The sequence below is a fragment of the Rhodosalinus sediminis genome (genome assembly GCF_003385555.1).
GTDB classification, from domain to species: Bacteria; Pseudomonadota; Alphaproteobacteria; order Rhodobacterales; family Rhodobacteraceae; genus Rhodosalinus; species Rhodosalinus sediminis.
In genome coordinates this window covers 24,220-47,448 of the sequence record NZ_QOHR01000013.1, presented here as the reverse complement: position 1 = coordinate 47,448, position 23,229 = coordinate 24,220, and the positions used below count along the sequence as shown (strand labels likewise).

Below are 23,229 nucleotides of genomic sequence, written 5' to 3'. Positions count from 1 at the left end.
CGCGGGCGCCTCAGCCGTGCGGCGTCAGCCCCTCGCGCGCCTTGCCGCGGGCGAGACCGATGCGCTGCTCGCGCCAGACGATCACCACGCCCGCGAGGATGATGAGCGCCGCGCCCGCGAGCATCGGCCAGGTCGGCACCTCGTCGAAGATCGCGTAGCCGATCGCCAGCGCGAAGAGCATCGAGGCGTAGTCGAAGGGCGCCACCACCGAGGCGTCCGCGAAGCGGTAGGCCGAGGTCAGGAAGATCTGCGCCACCCCGCCGATCAGCCCCGCCGCGATCAGCAGCCCCGCCTCCCACGGCGCGGGCCAGACCCAGCCGAAGGGCGCCGTCAGCAGCGCGAAACCGGTGGCCGACAGCGAGAAGTAGAAGACGATCGCCGAGGTCTCCTCGTGCTGCACCATGCGCCGGATCTGGATCTGCGCGAGCGCCCGGAGCGCCGCCGAGGCGAGCGCCAGCCCCGCCCCGATCACGGCGAGGTCGGTCGGGTCGCCGAGCGAGAGCTTCGGCCAGAGGATCACCAGAACGCCGACGAGCCCGATCCCCACCGCCGTCAGCCGGAAGAGCCGCAGCCGCTCGCCCAGCAGCGCGGCGGCGAAGAGTACCGTCATCAGCGGCGCTGCGTAGCCGATCGCCGTGACCTCCGGCAGCGGCAGGAGCCCGAGCGCCGCGAAGCCGCAGCCCATCGCCGCCGTGCCGATCAGCCCGCGCCAGACATGGGCGATCCGGCTCTCGACGCGGAAGCCCGTGGAGAGATCGCCGCGCGCGGCGAGCCAGACGACGATGATCGGCATGGCGAAGAACGAGCGGAAGAACACCGCCTGCCCGGGCGGCACATGCCCGGAGGTCGCCTTCACGAGCGAGGCCATCACGATGAAAAGCAGGACCGACACCAGCTTGAGCGCGATCCCCCGTCCCGGCTGCATGTCGCTGCCTCCCTGAACGGAGCCGACAGTCGCGCCGCGGTGCGCCGAGTGCAAGCCGGAACCCGGCGGACGGTCACATCGTTGTGCGCGGACAATGAAATTCGCCGCCGCTCGCCATAACTGGCGGGCGAGCGCGGATTCCACCGCGCGCTTCGACAAGAGAGGCAGACAGATGACGACAGGACCGACACGCAAATCCGCACTCGCCGGCGCCACGGCGCTCGCCGCCGTGCTCTCCGCCGGCCTCGCCGCCGCCGGCAGCCCCGAACCTGCGCCGGCCGAACCGACCGTGCCCGCCCCGGCCGAGCCCGCGCCGGCCATGACCGACTGGACGGGCTTCTACGGCGGTGGCCAGCTCGGCTTCGGCGACGTCAGCACCTCCGGCGCCGCCGACCTCGACGGCGACGGCGCGATCGGCGGCCTGACCTTGGGCTACGACTATGACTTCGGCAGCTACGTCGTGGGCGGCGCGGTAGACTACGACTTCGCCGACATCGACCTCGACCCCGCGACGACGCTCGAGAGCGTGGCGCGCCTCAAGGTGCGCGGCGGCGCGAAGATCGGCGCCAACGGTCTGCTCTACGCCACCGCCGGCGGCGCGCAGGCCGATGCCGATGGCTTCGACAGCGACACGGGCTGGTTCGCCGGCGCGGGCTACGAGCAGATGGTCACCGACCGCGTCGCGCTGGGCGCCGAAGTCCTCTACCACGAATTCGACGACTTCGACGACAGCGGCATCGACATCGAGGCGACCACCGTTCAGGTCCGCGGCACCTACCGCTTCTGATCGGCGCGCCGCTCGCGCGAAGGCCGGGGCGATGCCGCCCCGGCCTTTTTCATGTCTGCGCTACAGGGCCGCCGGGTCCGCGGAGCATCGACGCGTGCCCGCAGCAGGCGCGGCGCTCACTCCGCCGCGTCGCGCTTCGGCAGCACCCAGTCCGGACGCGGGAAGTGGCAGGTGTAGCCATTCGGGAAGCGCTGCAGGTAGTCCTGATGCTCCGGCTCCGCTTCCCAGAAATCGCCGACCGGCTCCACCTCGGTGACCACCTTGCCCGGCCAGCGGCCCGAGGCCTCCACGTCGGCGATGGTCTCCTCCGCGACGCGCTTCTGGTCCTCGCTCACGTAGTAGATCGCCGAGCGATAGGACATGCCGACGTCGTTGCCCTGCCGGTTCACCGTGGTCGGATCGTGGATCTGGAAGAAGTACTCCAGGATCTCGCGGTAGCTGATCCGCTCGGGGTCGAAGATGATCTCCACCCCCTCGGCGTGGGTGCCGTGGTTGCGGTAGGTCGCGTTGGGCACGTCGCCGCCGGTGTAGCCCACCCGCGTGCGAAGGACGCCGGGCAGCTTGCGCATCAGGTCCTCGACCCCCCAGAAGCAGCCGCCCGCCAGAACCGCGCGGTCCTCAGCCATGTTCCGTCTCCACCATTGCCAGGTAATCGCCGTAGCCCTCGGCCTCCATGTCGTCGCGATGGACGAAGCGGAGCGCCGCGGAGTTGATGCAGTAGCGCAGGCCGCCCCGATCCCGCGGCCCGTCGGGAAAGACGTGGCCCAGATGGCTGTCGCCATGGGCCGAACGCACCTCGGTCCGCGTCATGCCGAGGCTCCGGTCCGCGATCTCGCGGACGTGCGCGGGCTCGATCGGGCGCACGAAACTCGGCCAGCCCGAGCCGCTGTCGTATTTGTCCGCGGAGGCGAAGAGCGGCTCGCCCGAGACCACGTCCACGTAGATCCCCGGCTCCTTGTTGTGGAGCAGCGCGCCGGTCCCCGGCCGCTCCGTCCCGTTCTCCTGCGTGACGTAGTACTGCTGGTCGTCCAGCGCCGCGACCGCCTCGGGCCGCCGTTCCCATTTCGCCATGCCGCCTCCGCGTGCCGTTCCTCTCCGCCAAAGATGGCACGCCCGCGCGAAAATCAAACCCCGTCGAGCCGGCGCACCGCCCAGGCCGCCGCGTCGGCCACCGCCGGGTCCGGATCGCCCGTCAGCCCCTCAGCGACCGCCCGCAACTCCGCGCGCCCCGAGTTGCCGATGGCGTAGAGCACGTTGCGCACGAAGCGGTCGCGCCCGATCCGCTTGATCGGGCTGCCGGAGAACATCGCGCGAAAGCCCGCGTCGTCGAGGCGTGCGAGCTCCGCCAGACGCGGCGCGTCGAGCGCGTCGCGCGCCTTCAGCTTCGCCTCCCGCGCCTCGACCGCGAACTTGTTCCAAGGGCAGACGGCGAGACAATCGTCACAGCCGTAGATGCGGTTGCCCAGAAGCGGGCGCAAGCTCTCGTCCACCGGCCCCTCGTGCTCGATCGTCAGGTAGGAAATGCACCGCCGCGCGTCGAGCCGGAAGGGCTCCGGAAAGGCGTCCGTCGGACAGACGTCGAGGCACCGCCGGCAGCTCCCGCAGTGCTCCGCTTCCGCCGCGTCGGGCGGCAGATCGAGCGTGGTGAAGATCGCGCCCAGAAAGATCCAGTTGCCCAGATCGCGCGACAGCAGGTTGGTGTGCTTGCCCTGCCAGCCGAGCCCGGCCGCCTGCGCCAGCGGCTTCTCCATCACCGGCGCGGTGTCCACGAAGACCTTCACCTCGCCGCCCGCCGTCCCGATCAGCCAGCGCGCCACGCGCTTCAGCCGCTTCTTGATCAGGTCATGATAGTCGCCGCCCCGCGCATAAACGCTGATCGTGCCCACCTCCGGCTCCGACAGCGTCGCCAAGGGGTCGCTCTCCGGCGTGTAGCTCATCGCCAGCATGATCACCGAGCGCGCCTCGGGCCAGAGCGCCGCCGGGTCCGCCCGCCAGTGCGCGCGCTCGGCCATCCAGCGCATCTGCCCGTGGTATCCCGCCTCCAGAAAGGCGGCGAGCCGCGCGGGCAGTTCGGGCACGGCGTCGGGGTGGCAGACGCCCGCCGCGTCGAAGCCCGCCGCGCGGGCCTCCTCGATCAGCCGCTCCTTCAGATCGCGTCCCATGCTTCTTCTTGGGTCCAAATATCCCGGGGGGAGTCGGCCGCAGGCCGACGGGGGGCAGCGCCCCCCCTCGCGCCGCGTCAGAAATCGAGATCGGCGTAATGGACCGGCGGCGGGAAGCCCGGCACCTGGTCCGAGAGGATGCCGCGGAAGGCCGGGCGCGACTTGATCTTGGCATACCAGTCCTTGACCACCTCCGAGCGGTGCCAGTCCACGTCCGAGATGTAGTCGAGCGCCGAGAGATGCGCGGCCGCCGCGAAATCGGCGAGCGTCAGCGCGTCGCCGGCGAGCCAGCGGCGGTGGTCGAGAAGGTGATGCATGTAATCGAGGTGGAACTTGATGCGCTGCGCGCCGGACTTGACGTTTCGGCTGTCCGGGTAGCCCTGCTTCATCACCTTCTTGTTGACGCGTTCGTAAAGAAGCCGCGTCGTCACCTCGTGGTGGAAGGCGTCGTCGAACCAGCCGACGAGGCGGCGCATCTCGGCGCGCGCGGCGGGCGCCTCGGGGACCAGCCGCGGCTCGGGGCGCGTCTCGTCGAGGTATTCGCAGATCGCGCCGCTCTCGGCGAGGGTGAGCCCGTCGATCTTCAGCACCGGCACCTTGCCGGCCGGGTTGCGGCGCAGGAAATCCGGGTCGCGCTCCCAGTAGCGTTCCTCGACGAGCTCGACCTCGATGCGCTTCTCCGCGAGCGTCAGGCGGACCTTGCGGCAGAAGGGCGAGAGCGGGACGTGATAGAGGCGCGCCATGGGCGGGCTCCCTCCGATGCGGTGGACCCCGGAGACTTGCCCTGCCACGGCGGGATTTTCAATGCGGCGCCCGGCCCGCCCTGCCGCGCCGGGATCGGTCCTGCGAGGCGACGCTACGGCGGGCGCAGGCGCCTTGGCGTGGATGCATCCGTGCCGTCGCGGGACCCTCCCGCGCGCGCAGCGCGCCGGCGGCGCGGGGTGACGGTCCGGCAGCCGCGGTGTCGCCCAGTGCAGCCAGGGTCGCGCAGCGAGCGTCAGACAGGATGCGTCCGGCCGCGCCGGGCGCCACCCCCGGGTGCGGCGAGCCGCGTCCAGGCGGCCCCTGCCGGGCGCTCGCCCTGACGGCCGCCGCGCCGGGCTGGCGGCCCGCGCCGCGATTCGCCGCCAGTGGTGTCGGCGGCGCGGTTCGAATGGTGCGGTGCGGTGCGCGAAAGAAGAGTTTCAATCAAAGGATTTCGCGTGCGGGGCAGGGGGCCGGCCGCGGGGCGTGCGCGGCGTGCCGCTTTCGGCGGCGTTCGCGCGTCGGGTGCCTCAATTTACAGCGACCCGCCGGGCGCGCGCCGCCGGCGGACCGCGTGCGGCGTGGGGCGTCTCCGGGTGGCTGCTAGCGTCCGACCGACCGCGGGATCGGCGTGATCCGGCGGACGGAGCGGGTCGGGCGTCTCGGAGCGGGGCGGGCACGGCCCGGACACGAACGCCGCGGGGCGGGGCGCATCCGCGTCCGGCACCATCGCCGCGGCCCGACAGAGAGGACAGCTGCCCATGACCCGCCACAGATCTTTCTTCGCCGCCCCCGGCGTCGCGCTCGCCGCCGCCGTCGCCGCGCCGGCCGCCGCGCAGGACGCGGACTGTCCCGTGAAGGTGGGCGTGCTGCACTCCCTCTCGGGCACGATGGCGATTTCCGAGACGACGCTGAAGGACACGATGGAGATGCTGATCGATCTCCAGAACGACGAGGGCGGCGTGCTCGGCTGCGAGATCGAGCCGGTGGTCGTCGATCCGGCCTCCGACTGGCCGCTCTTCGCCGAGAAGGCGCGCGAGCTGCTGACGGTGCACGAGGTCGACGTGATCTTCGGCACCTGGACCAGCGTGAGCCGCAAGTCGGTCCTGCCGGTCCTCGAGGAGCTCAACGGGCTGATGTTCTACCCGGTCCAGTACGAGGGCGAGGAGAGCTCGAAGAACGTGTTCTACACCGGCGCGGCGCCCAACCAGCAGGCGATCCCGGCGGTGGACTACTTCCTCGAGGAGCTCGGCGTGGAGAAGTTCGCCCTTCTGGGCACCGACTACGTCTATCCGCGCACGACGAACAACATCCTCCAGTCCTACCTGCAGGAGCAGGGCATCCCGGAGGAGGACATCTTCGTCAACTACACGCCCTTCGGGCACTCGGACTGGTCCACCATCGTGTCGGACGTCAGGGAGCTCGCCGCCGACGGCTCCTTCGTGGGCGTGGTCTCGACCATCAACGGCGACGCCAACGTCGGCTTCTACAAGGAACTCGCCGCGCAGGGCGTCGATGCGGCGGACATCCCCGTGGTCGCCTTCTCGGTCGGGGAGGAGGAGCTTTCGGGCTTCGACACCTCCAACCTCGTCGGCCACCTCGCCGCGTGGAACTACTTCCAGTCGGCCGACACCGAGGCCAACGAGGAGTGGGTCGCCGCCTGGAAGGCGCGCATGGGCGAGGATCGCGTGACCAACGACCCGATGGAGGCCCATTACATCGGCTTCAACATGTGGGTGAACGCCGTCGAGGAGGCGGGCACCACCGACGTGGACGCGGTGCGCGAGGCGATGTGGGGGCAGGAGTTCCCGAACCTGACCGGCGGCACGGCCGTGATGCAGCCCAACCATCACCTGACCAAGCCGGTGCTGATCGGCGATATCACCGAGGACGGCCAGTTCGACATCATCAGCCAGACCGAGGAGGTGCCCGGCGACGCCTGGACCGACTTCCTGCCTGATTCGGCGGTCCTGGTCTCGGATTGGCAGGAGCTCGGCTGCGGGATGTACAACACCGCGACCGAAAGCTGCGTCCAGATCGAGTCCAACTACTGACCCGCAGCGCCGGGGGCGCGCTCCGCGCCCCCGGCGGCTCGTCGCAGGTCCGATCGCCCCGGCCGCCCGATCGGCCGACCGGCCGCAACAGGGACACCCATCGCCGCGATGCTTCTCCGCTTTCTTCGCACCCTGCTTCTCGTGCTGCTCGCCGTGCCCACGGCCGGGGCGGCCGAGACGCTGCAAGACATCCTCCAGCGCCACGCCGACGAGGTCGCGGACCCCGGTCGTCGCACCGTCGGGCCGGTGATCGAGGATCTCGTCGCCTCCGGCCTGCCGGGCGTGCCGTCCTTCCTCACCGCCTGGAGCGCGCGGGAGGTGGTGCAGCGGCCCGGGGACGGGCTGTTCTTCGTCGCCGAGGAGACCGGCGACGACCGGCTGACGCTGCGCGACGTCGCCACCGGAGAGGCGCTCGCGACCGACGTGCCCGAGGATACCGTCGAGGAGGTGCGCCCCAACGGCGGCGTGCGCCGCGTGATCGGCACCGCGCTCGTGCAGTTCCAGCTTGCCGATCCGGACCCGGAGGTGCGGCGCGACGCCGTGCAGGCGCTGTCGCGGTCGCTCGAACCGGACCAGATCGCGCCGCTGGAACGATCGATCCCGGGTGAGAGCGACCCGGCGCTCAAGGCGCGTAAGGAACAGCTGCTCGCCTATCTTCAGGCGCGCTACGGCGCGACGACGGAGGCGCGCGTCGCCGCGCTCGATTCGCTCGCGGGCGATCTCTCCGTGGAGACGCGCGCGGTCCTGAACCAGGTGCTCGACACCGAGTTCCGCATCGCGGAGACGCCGCCCGAGGGGCCGCGCGTCGCCCGCGTGCTCACGCCCGGCGAGGACATCTCCCGCGAAGAGGCGCACGCCGCCATCGTCGAGGCCGGGCGCGCCGCGGCGGGGCCCACGCCGGGCGAGGTCAAGGCCGCGCTCGAGGCCAACATCGCGGGCGGGCGCGTCGGCGGCGTGCCGGTCGCGCAACTGTCGAGCGAGGCGGCCCGCGCCCGCGCCTATGCCGCGCTCGCCGAGGCCGGCACCGTGCCCCCGCTGGTCAGCCCGGCGCAGATCGAGGCCGCGCTCGAGCGCCACAGCTTCTTCGAGGAATACACGGAGACCGACGCCGAGGTGATCGCCGCCGCCGCGCGCGCGCTCGCCTCGACGGAGGTCAACGTCGGGCTGAACCAGGGGCTCGATCTCGGGCTCGACGCGCTGTCGCTCGCCTCGATCTACTTTCTCGCCGCGATCGGGCTCGCCATCACCTTCGGCGTGATGGGGGTCATCAACATGGCGCACGGCGAATTCATCATGATGGGCGCCTACACCGGCTACGTCGTGCAGCTCGTCATCCCCGACTACACGCTCTCGCTCGTGGTGGCGCTGCCGCTCGCCTTCGCCGTGACCTTCGGCGCCGGCGTCGCGCTGGAGCGGCTGGTGATCCGCTGGCTCTATCACCGCCCGCTGGAGACGCTGCTCGCGACATTCGGCGTCTCGATCATGCTGCAGCAGCTGGCCAAGAACATCTTCGGCACGCAGGCGCGCCCGCTCACCGCGCCGGGCTGGCTCGACGGGTCGCTGGTGGTCAACGACATCGTCTCGATCTCCTACATCCGGATCGCGATCTTCGTGATGGCGCTGATCTTCCTCGCCGTCCTGCTGGTCGTGCTGAACCGCACGCGGCTCGGCCTCGAGGTGCGCGCGGTCACGCAGAACCCGGGCATGGCGGCCTCCATGGGGATCGACCCCGACCGCATCAACATGCTGACCTTCGGCCTCGGCTCGGGCATCGCGGGGATCGCGGGCGTGGCCATCGGGCTCTACGCCAAGGTGACCTCCGAGATGGGACAGGACTACATCGTGCAGTCCTTCATGACCGTGGTCGTCGGCGGCGTGGGCAACGTCTGGGGCACCCTCGCCGGCGCCGGGCTGATCGGCATCTTCCAGAAGAGCGTCGAATGGCTGAACCCCTCGAATACGCTGGCCGCGCAGACGTACATGGTTCTCTTCATCGTGCTGTTCATCCAGATCCGGCCGCGGGGCATCGTCGCCCTGCGGGGCCGTGCGGCGGAGGCCTGAGATGAGCGTCGCCGCCATGCCGTCGCGCCCCGTCCGCAAGCGCCTGCTGGAGGCGAATCCCTCGGTCGCCTGGTTCCTCGCGATCCTCGCGCTGTTCTGCCTCGGCGTCACCGCCCTCGCCGAGGCGACGGGGACCGGCGCGCTCTCGACCTCCATGATCAAGACCCTCGGCAAGACGCTCTGCCTCTGCCTCGTCGCGCTGGCGATGGACGTGGTCTGGGGCTATCAGGGGATCCTATCGCTCGGGCACATGGCCTTCTTCGGGCTCGGGGGCTACGCGATCGGCATGTGGCTGATGTACGCCCGCACCGAGATCATCGTCGCCGAAAGCCTCGCCGAGGCGGCCATCCCGCCCACGCCGGCCGAGATAGAGGACGCCATCGCCACGCAGATCTTCGGCGTCGTCGGCTCGGACCAGTTCCCGGCGATCTGGGCCTTCGCCGATTCCCTCGTGCTGCAGCTGGCCATGGTCGTCGCCGTGCCGGGGCTCTTGGCGCTGGTCTTCGGCTGGCTCGCCTTCCGCTCGCGGGTGACGGGGGTCTACCTGTCGATCCTGACGCAGGCGATGACGCTCGCGCTCTCGCTCTATCTCTTTCAGAACGACAGCGGGCTGCGCGGCAACAACGGGCTGTCGGGGCTGCAGAACCTGCCGGGGCTCGACGCCGTGGATCAGGCGACGGTCTCCATCGCCTTCTTCTACGCCTCGGCGGCGGCGCTCGCGGCGGGTTACCTCCTTTTCGCGTGGGTCACCTCGGGCAAGATGGGATCGGTGATCCGCGCGATCCGCGACGACGAGGCGCGGGTGCGCTTCCTCGGCTACCACGTCGAGAGCTACAAGCTCTTCGTCTTCACGCTGACGGCGGTGGTCGCGGGCATCGCCGGCGCGCTCTACTACCCGCAGGCGGGCATCATCAATCCGGCCGAACTCGCCCCCATTGCGTCGATCTATCTCGCCGTCTGGGTGGCGATCGGCGGGCGCGGGCGGCTCTACGGCGCGGTGATCGGCGCGGCCTTCGTGTCGCTCCTGTCGAGCTGGTTCACCGGCGGCGGCGCGCCGGACGTCGATCTGGGCGTCTACACGATCCGCTGGACGGACTGGTGGCTCGTGCTGCTGGGCGTCTCCTTCGTGCTGACGACGCTCTACGCGCCCAAGGGGCTCGGCGGGCTGATCGACGTGATCGAGGCGCGACGCGCGCGCCGGCGCGTCGGCGATTACGGCCCCGACAAGGGGGCGCTGCGCCGCGAGGAGGGCCCGCCGCAATGACCACGCTGCTCGAAGTGTCCGGCGTCTCCGTCACCTTCGACGGGTTCCGCGCCATCGACAACCTGTCGATCCAGATCGGCGAACCGGAGCTGCGCGCGGTGATCGGGCCGAACGGCGCCGGCAAGACGACCTTCATGGACATCGTCACCGGCAAGACCCGGCCCGACACCGGCCGCGTCACCTGGGGCGAGCGGTCGATCTCGCTCCTCGGGCTCTCGGAAAGCGCCATCGCGCGCGAGGGGATCGGCCGCAAGTTCCAGAAGCCCACCGTCTTCGAGGCGCAGAGCGTGCGCGACAATCTCGCCATGTCGCTCAGGAACGACCGGGCGCCCTGGAAGGTGCTCGTCTGGCGCGAGACGGAGGCCGACGCGGCCCGCATCGCCGAGGTCGCGGAGGAGATCGGCCTGACCGCGCATCTCGCCCGCCCGGCCGGCGAGCTCAGCCACGGTCAGAAACAGTGGCTCGAGATCGGGATGCTGCTCGCGCAGGAGCCGCGGCTCCTGCTCGTGGACGAACCCGCCGCGGGCATGACCCCGGCCGAGCGCGAACACACCACCGACCTGCTGAAGCGCATCGCCGCGACCCGCGCCGTGGTCGTCGTCGAGCACGACATGGAGTTCGTCCGGCGCCTCGGCTGCAAGGTCACCGTGCTGCACGAGGGGTCGGTCCTCGCCGAGGGCTCCATCGACCACGTCACCGCCGACCGGCAGGTGATCGACGTTTACCTGGGACGCTGAGCCATGACCGACGCCGCCCCCATCGCCCGGACGCGCGCCGCGCTCTCGGTCTCCGATCTCACGCTGCACTACGGACAGAGCCAGATCCTCTTCGGCGTCTCGCTCGAGGCCCGCGCGGGGGAGGTGACGGCCGTCATGGGCACCAACGGCGTGGGCAAGACCTCCCTCCTCAAGGGGCTCGCGGGCCGGCATCCCTGTTCGGCGGGCCGGGTCGAGGTGGACGGCACGCCGCTGGAGCGCCCGTCGGCCCATCGCGCAGCGAAGGCCGGCATCGCCTATGTGCCGCAGGGGCGGGAGATCTTTCCGCTGCTCACGGTGAGGGAGAACCTCGAGACCGCCTTCGCCTGCCTGCCGCCGGGCGCGCGGCACGTCCCCGACCGCATCTACGAGCTCTTTCCCGTCCTCGGCGAGATGGCGCAGCGCCGCGGCGGCGACCTGTCCGGCGGGCAGCAGCAGCAACTCGCCATCGCGCGCGCGCTCGTGACCCGGCCGCGCGTGCTTCTGCTCGACGAGCCGACCGAGGGCATACAGCCCAATATCATCAGCCAGATCGGAACGGTGATCGAGGCGCTGCGCGACGAGGGCGAGATGGCGATCGTCCTCGTCGAGCAGTATTTCGATTTCGCGTGGGATCTGGCGGACCGTTTCGTCGCGATGTCCCGCGGCGCGGTGACGCTCTCCGCGGCGAAGGCCGACGTGGCACGCGAGGACCTCCTCGCCCGCGTCTCGATCTGAGGTGCGGGCCGCCGGGGCGCGGCCCGTCACCCGTCCGCGTCGGCGACGAAGCAGCCGTCGCGCCCGTCGCGGGCGAGGGTCGCGGCCCCGTCGCGGATCGCGGCGGCGCGGCGGCGCAGGCGCGCCGAGGGCGCGGCCGGGTCGCGCAGCTTCGGCGCCGGCAGGATCGCGGCGAGCGCCGCGGCCTGTGCGGGCGAAAGCCCGGCCGCCGTCGTGTCGAAGTGATGGCGCGCCGCGGCCCCGACGCCAAAGACGCCCTCGCCGAACTCGGCGACGTTCAGGTAGACCTCGAGGATGCGCCGCTTGGGCCAGGCGGCCTCCACCACGGGCGTCAGCGCCGCCTCGAGCGCCTTCCGCGGCCAGCTGCGCCCGTGCCAGAGATAGACGTTCTTCACGACCTGCTGGCTGATCGTGGAGCCACCGCGCCGGCCGCCGTCCTCGATCGCGGCGCGGACCGCGCGGATGTCGAGGCCCCAGTGCCGGCAGAAGCGCGCGTCCTCGGCCGCGACCGCGGCGCGCGCCATGGCGGGCGCGATGCGCTCCAGCGGGACCCAGTCCTGCTGCACGCCGCCGAGGCGGTGGACCTCCGCAGCCATGTAGGGCGTGATCGGCGGATCGACGACGCGGAAGAGCGCCACGGCGAAGAGCACGGCCAGAAGGGCGAGTAGGGCCGCCCGGCGCAGCAGCCGCACCAAGCGCCACGGCAGCCGCGCAAGCCAGAGCGCCCCGCGCCCCACCGCGACGAAAAAGCCCCGCCGCGCGACAGGCGCGGCGTCCGCGTCCGGCGGAGGGGAGGGGGCGCGTCGGGTCATCGGGAACCCGCCTAGCAGAGCGCGCGCGGCGCGGCAGCCCCGGCGCGGGGGGGCGCGCCGCGTCAGCGCGGGCGGCACGCGGCCGCCCGCGCCCCGCGCTCATTCCGCCGGAAGCGCCGCGTCCTCGATGCCGAGCGGGTGGTCGAGCTTATCGAGCATCTCCCTCGGGCAGACCTGCAGGAAATTCCCGCGCTCGGTCTCCCAGTGCTGGATGATGTCGGCCGCCCGGCGCGAGCCCGTCTCGGCGAGGTGGCGCTCGATCAGGCCCTTCAGCTGCGCCTCCCAATGCGGGACCGTGACGGGGCAGGTCACGAGGCTCGTCGTGTTCATCAGCTGCTCGGCCTCGCCCTCCGGGTCGTAGAGATAGGCCATGCCCCCCGTCATGCCGGCGCCGAAGTTCGCGCCGATCCCGCCGAGGATCACCGCGACGCCGCCGGTCATGTACTCGCAGCCGTTGGAGCCGCAGCCCTCGATCACCACATGCGCGCCCGAGTTGCGCACCGCGAAGCGCTCGCCCGCGCGGCCGGCGGCGAAGAGGTAGCCGCCCGTCGCCCCGTAGAGCACCGTGTTGCCGATGATCGTGTTGTCGGCCGCGGTGAGCGGGCTTTCCATCGGCGGGCGCACCACGACGATGCCGCCCGAGAGCCCTTTGCCGACGTAGTCGTTGGCGTCGCCCGAGACCTCGAGCTTGAGCCCCGGCGCGGCGAAGGCGCCGAGCGACTGCCCCGCGCTGCCGCGCAGCTTCACCGTCAGGTGATCGGGCTGCAGCGCGTTGCGCATCCCGAAGCGGCGCACGATGTGGCTGCTGACGCGGGTGCCCACGGTGCGGTGGGTGTTCTGCACCGCGTAGGAGAGCTGCATCTTCTCGCCGTCCTCGAGGAAACGCGCGGCATCGCGCACGATCTCTGCGTCGAGCGTGTCGTCCACCGCCTGACGCGGCTTGTCGCGGTCGTAGGCGATGTCCTTCGCACCGTCGACCGTCAGCAGGAGCGGGTTCAGGTCGAGATCGTCGAGATGCGCGGAGCCGCGGCTCACCTGCGTCAGCAGGTCGGCGCGGCCCACCACCTCGTCGAGGGAGCGCGCGCCGATCTCGGCGAGCACCTCGCGCACCTCCTGGGCGTAGAAGGTGATCAGGTTCACCACCTTGTCGGCGTTGCCGGTGAACTTCTCGCGCAGGGATTCGTCCTGCGTGCAGACGCCGACGGGGCAGGTGTTGGACTGGCACTGGCGGACCATGATGCAGCCCATGGCGATCAGCGCGGCGGTGCCGATGCCGTATTCCTCGGCCCCCATCATCGCCGCCATGACGATGTCGCGCCCGGTGCGCAGGCCGCCGTCCGTGCGCAGCGTCACCCGCTCGCGCAGGTTGTTCATGGCGAGCACCTGATGCGCCTCGGTCAGGCCCATCTCCCACGGCAGGCCCGCATACTTGATCGAGGTCGCGGGGCTCGCCCCCGTGCCGCCGTTGTGCCCCGAGATCAGGATCACGTCGGCCTTCGCCTTCGCCACGCCGGCCGCGATGGTGCCGACGCCGGAGGAGGCCACCAGCTTCACCGTGACCTTGGCGCGCGGGTTGATCTGCTTCAGGTCGTAGATCAGCTGCGCGAGGTCCTCGATCGAGTAGATGTCGTGGTGCGGCGGCGGCGAGATCAGCGTCACGCCCGGCGTCGAGTGCCGGAGTCGCGCGATCAGCTTCGTGACCTTCATGCCCGGAAGCTGGCCGCCCTCGCCGGGCTTGGCGCCCTGCGCGACCTTGATCTCGAGCTCCTCGCAGTGATTGAGGTATTCCGCCGTCACGCCGAAGCGACCGCTGGCCACCTGCTTGATCTTGGCCGAGGGGTTGTCGCCGTTGGGCTCGGGCACGAAATGCGCCGGGTCCTCGCCCCCCTCGCCGCTATCGGACTTCGCGCCGATCCGGTTCATGGCCACGTTGAGCGTCTTGTGCGCCTCCGGCGAGAGCGCGCCGAGGCTCATGCCCGGCGTCACGAAGCGCTTGCGGATCGAGGTGATGCTCTCCACCTCCTCGAGCGGCACGGGCCGGCCCATCGGCTTGATGTCCAGAAGATCGCGCAGGTGGATCGGCGGCTGCGCCTTCATCGCGGCCGAGTACTGCTTCCAGACCTGATAGGAGCCCTGATTGCAGGCGCTCTGCATCATGTGCATCGTCTGCGCGCCCCAGGCGTGCGTCTCGCCGGACTTGCGCATCTTGTAGAAGCCGCCGATCGGCAGGACGTTCGCGCCGCCCTTCCAGCCCTGCGCGTGCGCCTCCTCGACCTTGCGCTGCACGCCGCTGACGCCGATGCCCGAGATGCGGCTGATCAGGCCGGGGAAATACTCCGCGCACATCGCGCGCGAGAGGCCCACCGCCTCGAAGTTGAGGCCGCCGCGGTAGCTGGAGATCACCGAGATGCCCATCTTGGACATGATCTTCAGCAGGCCCTGGTCGATCGCGGTGCGGTAGCGCTTCACGGCCTCGGTCAGCGGGCCGTCGAGCAGGCCGCGCTCGATCCGCTCGGCGAGGCTGTCCTCGGCGAGGTAGGGGTTCACCGTGGTCGCGCCCGCGCCGATCAGCACGGCGAAGTAGTGTGGGTCGATGCACTCGGCGGCGCGCACGTTGATCGAGCAGAAGGTCCGCAGCCCCTGCCGCGTCAGATGCGAGTGCACCGCCGAGGTGGCGAGGATCATCGGCATCGCCACCCGGTCGGGGCCGGAGTGGTGATCGGTCAGCACGATGTGCCCCGCGCCCGAGCGCACGGCGTCCTCCGCCTCGGCGCGGATGCGGGCGAGACCGTCGCGCAGCGCGCCCTCGCCGCCGCCGGCGGGGAAGGTGCAGTCGATCTCGGCCATCTCGGCGTTGAACTGGCGCACCATCTCGTCGAACTGGGCGTTGGCGACGAAGGGGCTGTCGAGCACGAGGATCTCGGTCTGCGCCGAGGATTCGTCGAGCACGTTCTTCAGGTTGCCGAACCGGGTCTTGAGGCTCATCACCCGGTATTCGCGCAAGCTGTCGATCGGCGGGTTCGTCACCTGGCTGAAGTTCTGCCGGAAGTAGTGGCTGAGCGGGCGATACTTCTTCGACAGCACCGCGGGCGGCGTGTCGTCGCCCATGGAGGCCACGCTTTCCTTGCCGTCCTCGGCCATCGGGGCGAGGATCTGCTCCAGCTCCTCGACGGTGTAGCCCGCCGCCATCTGCCGCCGCCGCAGCGCGTCGCCGGAAAAGAGCGGCGCCTCGTCGAGCGCCGAGAGCCGCGCATCGAGTTCGGTGATCTTGCCGACCCAGTCGCCGAAGGGCTGGCTCGCCGCGAGGCGGTCCTTGATCTCGGTGTCGTGGAAGAGCTTGCCCTCGGTCATGTCCACGGCGAGCATCTGCCCGGGGCCGAGCGCGCCCTTCTCCTTCACGGTGCCCTCGTCGGCGGGGACCATGCCCGCCTCGGAGCCGGCGATCACCAGCCCGTCGCCGGTGACGACGTAGCGCATCGGGCGCAGGCCGTTGCGGTCGAGCCCGGCGCAGACCCAGCGCCCGTCCGTCATGGCGAGCGCGGCGGGCCCGTCCCACGGCTCCATCACCGCGTTGCAGTAGGCATACATGTCGCGCCACGGCTTCGGCAGCTCGATGCGCGCCTGCGACCACGATTCGGGGATCAGCATGGTCTTGGCCATCGGCGCGTCGCGGCCCGCGCGCACCAGCACCTCGAAGACCGAATCGAGCGCGGCGGAGTCCGACGATCCGCTCGCCACGATGGGCTTGATGTCCTCCGCCATGTCCCCGAAGGCGTTCGAGGCCATGCGGATCTCGTGGCTCTTCATCCAGTTGACGTTGCCCTTGAGCGTGTTGATCTCGCCGTTGTGGGCGAGCATGCGGAAGGGCTGCGCGAGCCACCACTGCGGGAAGGTGTTGGTCGAATACCGCTGGTGGTAGATCGCGAAGGCGGATTCGAAGCGCTCGTCCTGCAGGTCGGGATAGAAGTCCGCCACCTGCTCGGCCAGCATCATGCCCTTGTAGATGATCGACCGGCACGACAGCGACGCGATGTAGAGCGCGCCGACGCCCGCGGCGGCCGCCGCCTTCTCGATGCGGCGGCGGATCACGTAGAGCTCGCGCTCGAAGGTCTCCTCGTCCACGCCCTTGGCGTTGGAGATGATGATCTGCTCGATCTCGGGGCGGGTGGCGTTCGCCTTCTCGCCGAGCACGGAGATGTCCACCGGCACGTGGCGCCAGCCGTAGATCGCGTGGCCCATGCGCAGGACTTCCGTCTCGACGATCGTGCGGCAGGTCTCCTGCGCGCCGAAGTCGGTGCGCGGCAGGAACACCTGACCGACGGCGATCAGCCGGTCCTCGCGCGGCTCGTGGCCGGTGCGCCGGATCTGGTCGTAGAAGAAGGGCACCGGGATCTGCACGTGGATACCCGCGCCGTCGCCGGTCTTGCCGTCGGCGTCCACCGCGCCGCGGTGCCAGACCGCCTTGAGCGCGTCGATGCCGTGCTCGACCACCTTGCGCGACGGCGTGCCGTCGAGCGAGACGACGAGCCCCACCCCGCAGGAGGCGCGCTCCGTCTCCTCGACGTAAAGACCCGCATCCGCGACGCGGCGGCGCTTCTCCGCCTCGGCGGCGGCCCAGTCGGTGACGTGCTCGGTCATGCCTGTCCCTCCTCTGTGGGGGCGAATTTCGCGAAGGTCTCGGCCCGGGTGAGCGTCTCGCGCCCGGACATGCCCTCGAAGGTCAGCGTGTCGGGGCGGCAGTCCGCGAAGATCTCGTTGCGGAAGGCCAGCCCGTTCGGATCGTCCAGCAGGCCGATCGGGATCTCGTAGTCGCCGTGACCGGCGGTGCCCGGCGCGGTGACGCGGTACCAGAGCCCCGCGCCGCAGCGTGTGCACCACGCGCGTTCGGCCCAGGCGGAGGATTGCAGGCGGCCTATGGCCTCACTGCCCGCGACCTCCACCCGCTCGGCGGGTACGGGGACCGCGACGAAGGCCGCGCCGGTCCAGCGGCGGCACATCTCGCAGTGGCAGGCGCCGTAGTCGCGCGGCATGTCGCGGAGTGTCATGCGCACCGCGCCGCAGAGGCAGCCCGCCGTCCTGTCGCCGACCGTCGCGCGCATCGCGCCGCTCCTTCCGCGCCGCCAGGGCTCACTCGGCCGCGACGGCGGGCTGCGCGGCGAGATCCTCGAGGATCGCCTCCGCCGCGTCGCGCCCGTCGCGGATCGCCCAGACCACCAGCGAGGCGCCGCGCACGATGTCGCCCACCGCGTAGACGCCGGGCAGCGAGGTGCGCCCTGTGGTGAACTCGGCCTTCACGGTGCCCCAGCGCGTCACCTCGAGGCCGTCGACGCCCCAGAGCTTCGGCAGCTCCTCGGGCTCGAAGCCGAGCGCCTTGATCACCATGTCGGCGGGCTCGGCGTAGTCGGCGCCCTCGATCACCTCGGGCGTCTGGCGGCCCGTGGCGTCCGGCGTGCCGAGGCGCATGCGCTGCACGAGCACCTCTTCGACCGGGTCGCCGACGAAGCCCTTCGGCGCGGAGAGCCAGACGAACTCGACGCCCTCCTCCTCGGCGTTGGCGACCTCGCGCTGGCTGCCGGGCATGTTGGCGCGGTCGCGGCGGTAGAGGCACTTCACGCTCTTGGCGCCCTGGCGCACGGCGGTGCGCACGCAGTCCATCGCCGTGTCGCCGCCGCCGATCACCACGACGCGCTTGCCCTCGGCGCTCAGCTCGCCCGAGTCGAACTCCGGCACCGCGTCGCCGAAGCTTTTGCGGTTGGACGCGGTCAGGAAGTCGAGCGCGCGCACGATCCCCTGCGCGCCGGCACCCGGGCCGGGCAGTTCGCGCGCCTTGTAGACGCCGGTGGCGATCAGCACCGCGTCGTGCTTGCCGCGGATCTCCTCGAAGGAAATATCCTCGCCCACGTTGCAGTCCAGCACGAACTCGACGCCGCCGTCGGACAGCTGGTCGTTGCGGCGGGTGACGACGTCCTTCTCCAGTTTGAAGCCGGGGATGCCGTAGGTCATCAGCCCGCCGGCGCGGTCGTAGCGGTCGTAAACGGTGACCTGCACGCCGGCGCGGCGCAGCACGTCCGCCGCGGCGAGCCCGCCGGGACCGGCGCCGATGATGCCGACGCTCTCGGGACGCTCGGCGGCGGGGCGGATCGGCTCGACCCAGCCTTCTTCCCAGGCGGTGTCGGTGATGTATTTCTCGACCGCGCCGATGGTCACCGTACCGTGGCCCGACTGCTCGATCACGCAGGCGCCCTCGCAGAGGCGGTCCTGCGGGCAGATGCGGCCGCAGATCTCCGGGAAGGTGTTCGTCGCCTGACTGAGCTCGTAGGCCTCGCGCAGGCGGCCCTCGGCGGTGAGCTTCAGCCAGTCGGGGATGTTGTTGTGCAGCGGGCAGTGGCTCTGGCAGTAGGGCACGCCGCACTGCGAGCAGCGCCCGGCCTGCTCCTCGGCCTTCTCGTGCGCGAACTCGGCGTAGATCTCGTGAAAGTCGTGCGCGCGCACGTTCGCGTCCCGCTTCTCGGGCATCGCGCGTTCGATCGAGACGAACTTGAGCATCTGTTGTCCGGACATCGCACACTCCCTGCGGCCATTGCCGTGGAGGGCTGGATATAGGAGAGCGGACGCGAAGAAAAGGCAGCCATACTGACCTACTATCAGTTTTTCTGCGCCAGGCCCGCGACCCGGCGCCGCGCCGCAGCGCGGAAAAGGTAACATTCCGGACCTAATGGCGCGCTTTCCTTTGCGGCGCATTGGCTTATACCGGGCACCGACCGGCCAGAGGGACGCGCGCGGCATGACGCTTTTCCATCTGATCCTCGTCGCCGCCCTGCAGGGCGTGACCGAGTTCCTGCCGATCTCGTCGTCGGGGCACCTGATTCTCCTGCCGGGGCTCACCGGGCTGGACGATCAGGGGCTCGCCATCGACGTCGCGGTGCACGTGGGCACGCTCGCCGCCGTGGTGCTCTATTTCTGGCGCGACGTGGCCGGCGCCGTCGCCGGGGTGCCGCGCCTGCTCATCGGGCGCGCGGACACGCCGGGGGCGCGGCTGGCGCTCCTTCTGCTCATCGCCACGCTGCCGGTGATGGCGGCGGGGCTGGCGCTGCGCGTCGCCGGGCTCGACGCGGCGCTGCGCTCGGTCGCGGTGGTCGGCTGGACGACGCTCGGCTTCGGCGTGGTTCTCTGGGTGGCCGACCGCTTCGCCCCCGCGGCGCGCGGGGCCGGGGACTGGTCGCTGCGCCACGCCGCGATCCTCGGGCTCTGGCAGGCGGTGGCGCTGATCCCGGGCACCTCGCGCTCGGGCATCTGCATCACGGGCGCGCGCTTCCTCGGCTACACACGCCACGGCGCGGCGAAACTCGCCATGCTGATGTCGATCCCGACGATCCTCGCCTCCGGCGGTCTCCTGACGATCGAGGTCGCGGCGGAGGCCGACGCACAGCTCGCCCGCGACGGCGCGATCGCCGCCGCCTTCGCCTTCGTCGCCGCGCTCGCCGCGCTGGCGGCGATGATGCGGCTCCTGCAGCGCGTGAGCTTCACGCCCTACGTCCTCTACCGCGTCGCGCTGGGCGCCGCGCTCCTGATCTGGGCCTACGCCTGAGCCTCAGTTCTGCAGCGGCTTCACGGCGAGGTCGTCCTCGCGGCGCGCCTGCATGGCGAGCGCCGCGGCATGGGCGGCGGCGGCGGTCGTGAAGTAGGGGATCTTCGAATAGAGCGCGACGGAGCGGATGTCGCGGCTGTCCTCGACGGCCTGCGCGCCCTCGGTCGTGTTCATCACGAGGTCGATCTCGGCGTTCTTCAGCCGGTCCACGATGTTCGGCCGGCCCTCGTAGACCTTGTTGACGTCCTCGCAGGGGACGTCGTTCTCGCGCAGCCAGAGCGCCGTGCCGCGCGTCGCCGCGATGGTGAAGCCGAGCGCGACGAGCGTGCGGGCGGCTTCCTGCATCATCGGGCCCTTGTCGGCGTCGCGGATCGAGACGAAGGCGCGCCCGCCCTCGGGCAGCACCATGCCCGCGCCCATCTGCGCCTTGAGGAAGGCGCGCGGGAAGCTCCGGTCCCAGCCCATGACCTCGCCCGTCGAGCGCATCTCGGGGCCGAGGATCGTGTCCACGCCGGGGAAGCGCGCGAAGGGCAGCACCGCCTCCTTGACCGAGAACCACGGCATCGCCGGATCGGCGAGCGTCATCGGATCGGCCAGCGGCAGGGGCTGATCGTAATCGGCGTCGGTATAGGCCGCGCGCCGGGCGAAGGCCGAGAGCGGCTCGCCCGCCATGACGCGCGCGGCGATGGAGGCGATGGCGCTGTCGGTCGCCTTGGCGACGAAGGGCACGGTGCGGCTCGCCCGCGGGTTCACCTCGATCAGGAAGACCTCGCCGTCCTTCACCGCGAACTGCACGTTCATCAGCCCCACCACGCCGAGCTCGAGCGCGAGCGCCCGGGTCTGGCGCGCGATCTCGGCCACGATGGCCTCGGGCAGGGAATGCGGCGGCAGGCAGCAGGCCGAATCGCCCGAGTGCACGCCTGCCTCCTCGATGTGCTGCATGACGCCGGCGACGTGCACGTCCTGCCCGTCGGCGATGGCGTCCACGTCCACTTCCGTCGCGCCGGCGAGGTAGCCGTCGAGCAGCACCGGGTTTTTCCCCGAGACGACCACCGCCTCGTCGACGTAGCGCTCGAGATGGGCCATGTCGCGCACGATCTCCATCGCGCGGCCGCCGAGCACGTAGGACGGCCGGATCACCAGCGGGAAGCCGATCTCGCCGGCGATGGCGACGGCCTCGGCCTTGGAAGAGGCGAGCCCGTTCTTCGGCTGTTTCAGCGCGAGCTTGTTCACCAGCGTCTGGAAGCGCTCGCGGTCCTCGGCGAGGTCGATGGCGTCCGGCGTGGTGCCGAGGATCGGGATGCCCTCGGCCTCGAGGTCGTTGGCGAGCTTGAGCGGCGTCTGCCCGCCGAACTGCACGATGACGCCGGCGAGCGTGCCGTTTTCCTGCTCGACGCGCAGGATCTCGAGGACGTGCTCCAGCGTCAGCGGCTCGAAATAGAGCCGGTCGGAGGTGTCGTAGTCGGTGCTCACCGTCTCGGGGTTGCAGTTGACCATGATGGTCTCGAACCCCGCGTCGGTCAGCGCGTAGCAGGCGTGACAGCAGCAGTAGTCGAACTCGATCCCCTGCCCGATGCGGTTCGGCCCGCCGCCGAGGATCACGACTTTCTTCCGGTCCGAGGGCCGCGCCTCGCATTCCACCTCGCCCATCATGGGCGCCTCGTAGGTGGAATACATGTAGGGCGTCTGCGCCTCGAACTCGGCCGCGCAGGTGTCGATGCGCTTGAAGACGGCCGTCACCCCGAGATTCTGGCGCGCGCGGCGCACCTGCGCCTCGTCGCGGCCCGAGAGCTGCGCGAGGCGGGCGTCGGTGAAGCCCATCATCTTGAGCTCGCGCAGCCCCTCCTCGGTGACGGGCAGGCCGTTGTCGCGCACGCGGGTCTCGGCCTCGACGATCTCGCGGATGCGGGCGACGAACCAGGGGTCGAATTTCGTCACCCCGATGATCGCGTCGTCCGAGAGCCCGTGCCGCATCGCCTGCGCGATGAGGCGCAGGCGGTCCGGCGTCTGCCGGCTGAGCGCGCGGATCACCGCCGCCTCGCCCTGTTCGGGGTCGTCGGCGCCCTCGATCGCGATCTCGTCGAAGCCCGAGAGCCCGGTCTCGAGGCTGGAGAGCGCCTTCTGCATCGATTCGTGGATCGTGCGGCCGATGGCCATGGCTTCGCCCACCGATTTCATCGCGGTGGTCAGCGTGGCCTCGGCGCCCGGGAACTTCTCGAAGGCGAAGCGCGGGATCTTGGTGACGACGTAGTCGATGGTCGGCTCGAAGCTCGCCGGCGTGACCTTGGTGATGTCGTTGTCGAGCTCGTCGAGGGTGTAGCCCACGGCGAGCTTCGCGGCGATCTTGGCGATCGGAAAGCCCGTGGCCTTCGACGCGAGCGCCGAGGAGCGGCTCACCCGCGGGTTCATCTCGATCACGACCATGCGCCCGGTCTCGGGATGCACGGCCCACTGCACGTTGGAGCCGCCGGTCTCCACCCCGATCTCGCGCAGCACGGCGATCGAGCCGTTGCGCATGATCTGGTATTCCTTGTCGGTGAGCGTCAGCGCCGGGGCCACGGTGATCGAGTCGCCCGTGTGCACGCCCATCGGGTCCACGTTCTCGATCGAGCAGACGATGATGGCGTTGTCCGCCTTGTCGCGGACCACCTCCATCTCGAACTCCTTCCAGCCGAGGAGCGACTCGTCGATCAGGATCTGCCCCACCGGCGAGGCGTCGAGCCCCGAGCGGCAGTAATGGATGTAGTCGTCGCGGTTATAGGCGACGCCGCCGCCCGTGCCCCCGAGGGTGTAGGCGGGGCGGATGATCGCCGGCAGGCCGATCTCGTCGAGCGCATCGAGCGCGGCCTGCACGCCGGCCTCCACGTCGAGCGTGCCGTCGTCGCGCTTCGGCGCCGAGACGATGGTGGCGGCGGGGTTCTCCAGCCCGATGCGCTCCATCGCCTCGCGGAAGAGGCGGCGGTCCTCGGCCATCTCGATCGCCTCGCGGCGCGCGCCGATCATCTCGACCCCGTGCTCGGCGAGCACGCCCATCTCCTCGAGCTCGAGCGCGGTGTTCAGCCCCGTCTGCCCGCCCATCGTGGGCAGCAGCGCGTCGGGCTTTTCCTGCGCGATGATCTTCGCGACCACCTCCGGCGTGATCGGCTCGATGTAGGTGGCGTCCGCGAGGCCCGGGTCGGTCATGATGGTCGCCGGGTTCGAGTTCACGAGGATCACCCGGTAGCCCTCTTCCCGCAGCGCCTTGCAGGCTTGGGCGCCGGAATAGTCGAACTCGCAGGCCTGCCCGATGATGATCGGCCCCGCGCCGATGATCATGATCGACTGGATGTCCGTACGCTTGGGCATGGAGGAACCTGCAGG

Annotated in this window: 17 protein-coding genes; 7 read left to right on the top strand and 10 right to left on the bottom strand. The window is 70.7% G+C overall.

Going from position 1 to position 23,229, the window contains the following annotated elements; translation table 11 throughout:
- Window positions 1–10 precede the first annotated feature (10 nt).
- Window positions 11–925 (bottom strand): DMT family transporter, encoded by a 915-nt coding sequence (locus DRV84_RS10230; protein ID WP_115980077.1) that lies wholly within the window; start codon window positions 923–925, stop codon window positions 11–13.
- A 172-nt stretch (window positions 926–1,097) separates the two neighbouring features.
- On the opposite strand from DRV84_RS10230, the gene DRV84_RS10225 reads away from it, so the two are divergent.
- Entirely contained in the window at window positions 1,098–1,712 is a 615-nt protein-coding gene (locus DRV84_RS10225; RefSeq protein WP_115980075.1) for an outer membrane protein, read from the top strand.
- 116 nt (window positions 1,713–1,828) lie between these two features.
- Here the strand turns inward: DRV84_RS10225 and msrA are convergent, their stop codons facing one another.
- The 4 genes from msrA to fzlA form a co-directional block, all read right to left on the bottom strand.
- Complete coding sequence (msrA, locus tag DRV84_RS10220) at window positions 1,829–2,338, bottom strand: peptide-methionine (S)-S-oxide reductase MsrA (RefSeq protein WP_115980072.1); 510 nt, start codon at window positions 2,336–2,338, stop codon at window positions 1,829–1,831.
- Window positions 2,331–2,783 carry a peptide-methionine (R)-S-oxide reductase MsrB gene (gene msrB / locus DRV84_RS10215; RefSeq protein WP_115980070.1) on the bottom strand — a complete coding sequence of 151 codons (453 nt, stop codon included), beginning with the start codon at window positions 2,781–2,783 and terminating at the stop codon, window positions 2,331–2,333. Before msrB ends, msrA begins: the two co-directional genes overlap by 8 nt.
- 53 nt (window positions 2,784–2,836) lie before the next feature.
- Window positions 2,837–3,874 (bottom strand): tRNA epoxyqueuosine(34) reductase QueG, encoded by a 1,038-nt coding sequence (queG, locus tag DRV84_RS10210; RefSeq protein WP_115980068.1) that lies wholly within the window; start codon window positions 3,872–3,874, stop codon window positions 2,837–2,839.
- A 77-nt stretch (window positions 3,875–3,951) separates the two neighbouring features.
- Window positions 3,952–4,617 carry an FtsZ-binding protein FzlA gene (gene fzlA, locus DRV84_RS10205; RefSeq protein ID WP_115980066.1) on the bottom strand — a complete coding sequence of 222 codons (666 nt, stop codon included), beginning with the start codon at window positions 4,615–4,617 and terminating at the stop codon, window positions 3,952–3,954.
- Between the two features lie 762 nt (window positions 4,618–5,379).
- Between fzlA and urtA the strand changes: the two genes are divergently transcribed.
- The 5 genes from urtA to urtE all read left to right on the top strand — a co-directional run bounded on the left by urtA (window position 5,380) and on the right by urtE (window position 11,469).
- Window positions 5,380–6,672, top strand: a complete 1,293-nt coding sequence (gene urtA / locus DRV84_RS10200) for an urea ABC transporter substrate-binding protein (protein ID WP_115980064.1) — start codon at window positions 5,380–5,382, stop codon at window positions 6,670–6,672.
- 108 nt (window positions 6,673–6,780) lie between these two features.
- On the top strand, window positions 6,781–8,733 hold the full coding sequence (gene urtB, locus DRV84_RS10195; protein WP_115980062.1) for an urea ABC transporter permease subunit UrtB: 1,953 nt from the start codon (window positions 6,781–6,783) through the stop codon (window positions 8,731–8,733).
- A gap of 1 nt (window position 8,734) precedes the next feature.
- Window positions 8,735–9,997: an urea ABC transporter permease subunit UrtC gene (gene urtC / locus DRV84_RS10190; protein ID WP_239995048.1), complete on the top strand. Its 1,263-nt coding sequence runs from the start codon at window positions 8,735–8,737 to the stop codon at window positions 9,995–9,997.
- Window positions 9,994–10,734, top strand: a complete 741-nt coding sequence (urtD, locus tag DRV84_RS10185) for an urea ABC transporter ATP-binding protein UrtD (protein WP_115980060.1) — start codon at window positions 9,994–9,996, stop codon at window positions 10,732–10,734. Before urtC ends, urtD begins: the two co-directional genes overlap by 4 nt.
- A 3-nt stretch (window positions 10,735–10,737) precedes the next feature.
- Window positions 10,738–11,469, top strand: a complete 732-nt coding sequence (urtE, locus tag DRV84_RS10180; RefSeq protein WP_115980058.1) for an urea ABC transporter ATP-binding subunit UrtE — start codon at window positions 10,738–10,740, stop codon at window positions 11,467–11,469.
- Window positions 11,470–11,495: 26 nt separating this feature from the next.
- Here the strand turns inward: urtE and mtgA are convergent, their stop codons facing one another.
- From mtgA to DRV84_RS10160, 4 genes are all read right to left on the bottom strand, one after another.
- Complete coding sequence (mtgA, locus tag DRV84_RS10175) at window positions 11,496–12,281, bottom strand: monofunctional biosynthetic peptidoglycan transglycosylase (protein ID WP_115980055.1); 786 nt, start codon at window positions 12,279–12,281, stop codon at window positions 11,496–11,498.
- Between the two features lie 99 nt (window positions 12,282–12,380).
- A complete protein-coding gene (gene gltB, locus DRV84_RS10170; RefSeq protein WP_115980052.1) occupies window positions 12,381–16,919 on the bottom strand; it encodes a glutamate synthase large subunit in 4,539 nt (1,512 codons plus the stop codon).
- Window positions 16,916–17,380, bottom strand: coding sequence for a GFA family protein (locus DRV84_RS10165; protein ID WP_115980050.1), 465 nt, complete (start codon window positions 17,378–17,380; stop codon window positions 16,916–16,918). Before DRV84_RS10165 ends, gltB begins: the two co-directional genes overlap by 4 nt.
- A 28-nt stretch (window positions 17,381–17,408) precedes the next feature.
- Window positions 17,409–18,842, bottom strand: coding sequence for an NAD(P)-dependent oxidoreductase (locus DRV84_RS10160; RefSeq protein ID WP_115980048.1), 1,434 nt, complete (start codon window positions 18,840–18,842; stop codon window positions 17,409–17,411).
- Between the two features lie 223 nt (window positions 18,843–19,065).
- Between DRV84_RS10160 and DRV84_RS10155 the strand changes: the two genes are divergently transcribed.
- On the top strand, window positions 19,066–19,869 hold the full coding sequence (locus DRV84_RS10155; protein ID WP_115980046.1) for an undecaprenyl-diphosphate phosphatase: 804 nt from the start codon (window positions 19,066–19,068) through the stop codon (window positions 19,867–19,869).
- Between the two features lie 3 nt (window positions 19,870–19,872).
- Here DRV84_RS10155 and carB read toward each other — a convergent pair whose 3' ends face one another.
- Complete coding sequence (gene carB / locus DRV84_RS10150; RefSeq protein WP_115980044.1) at window positions 19,873–23,214, bottom strand: carbamoyl-phosphate synthase large subunit; 3,342 nt, start codon at window positions 23,212–23,214, stop codon at window positions 19,873–19,875.
- Window positions 23,215–23,229 lie beyond the last annotated feature (15 nt).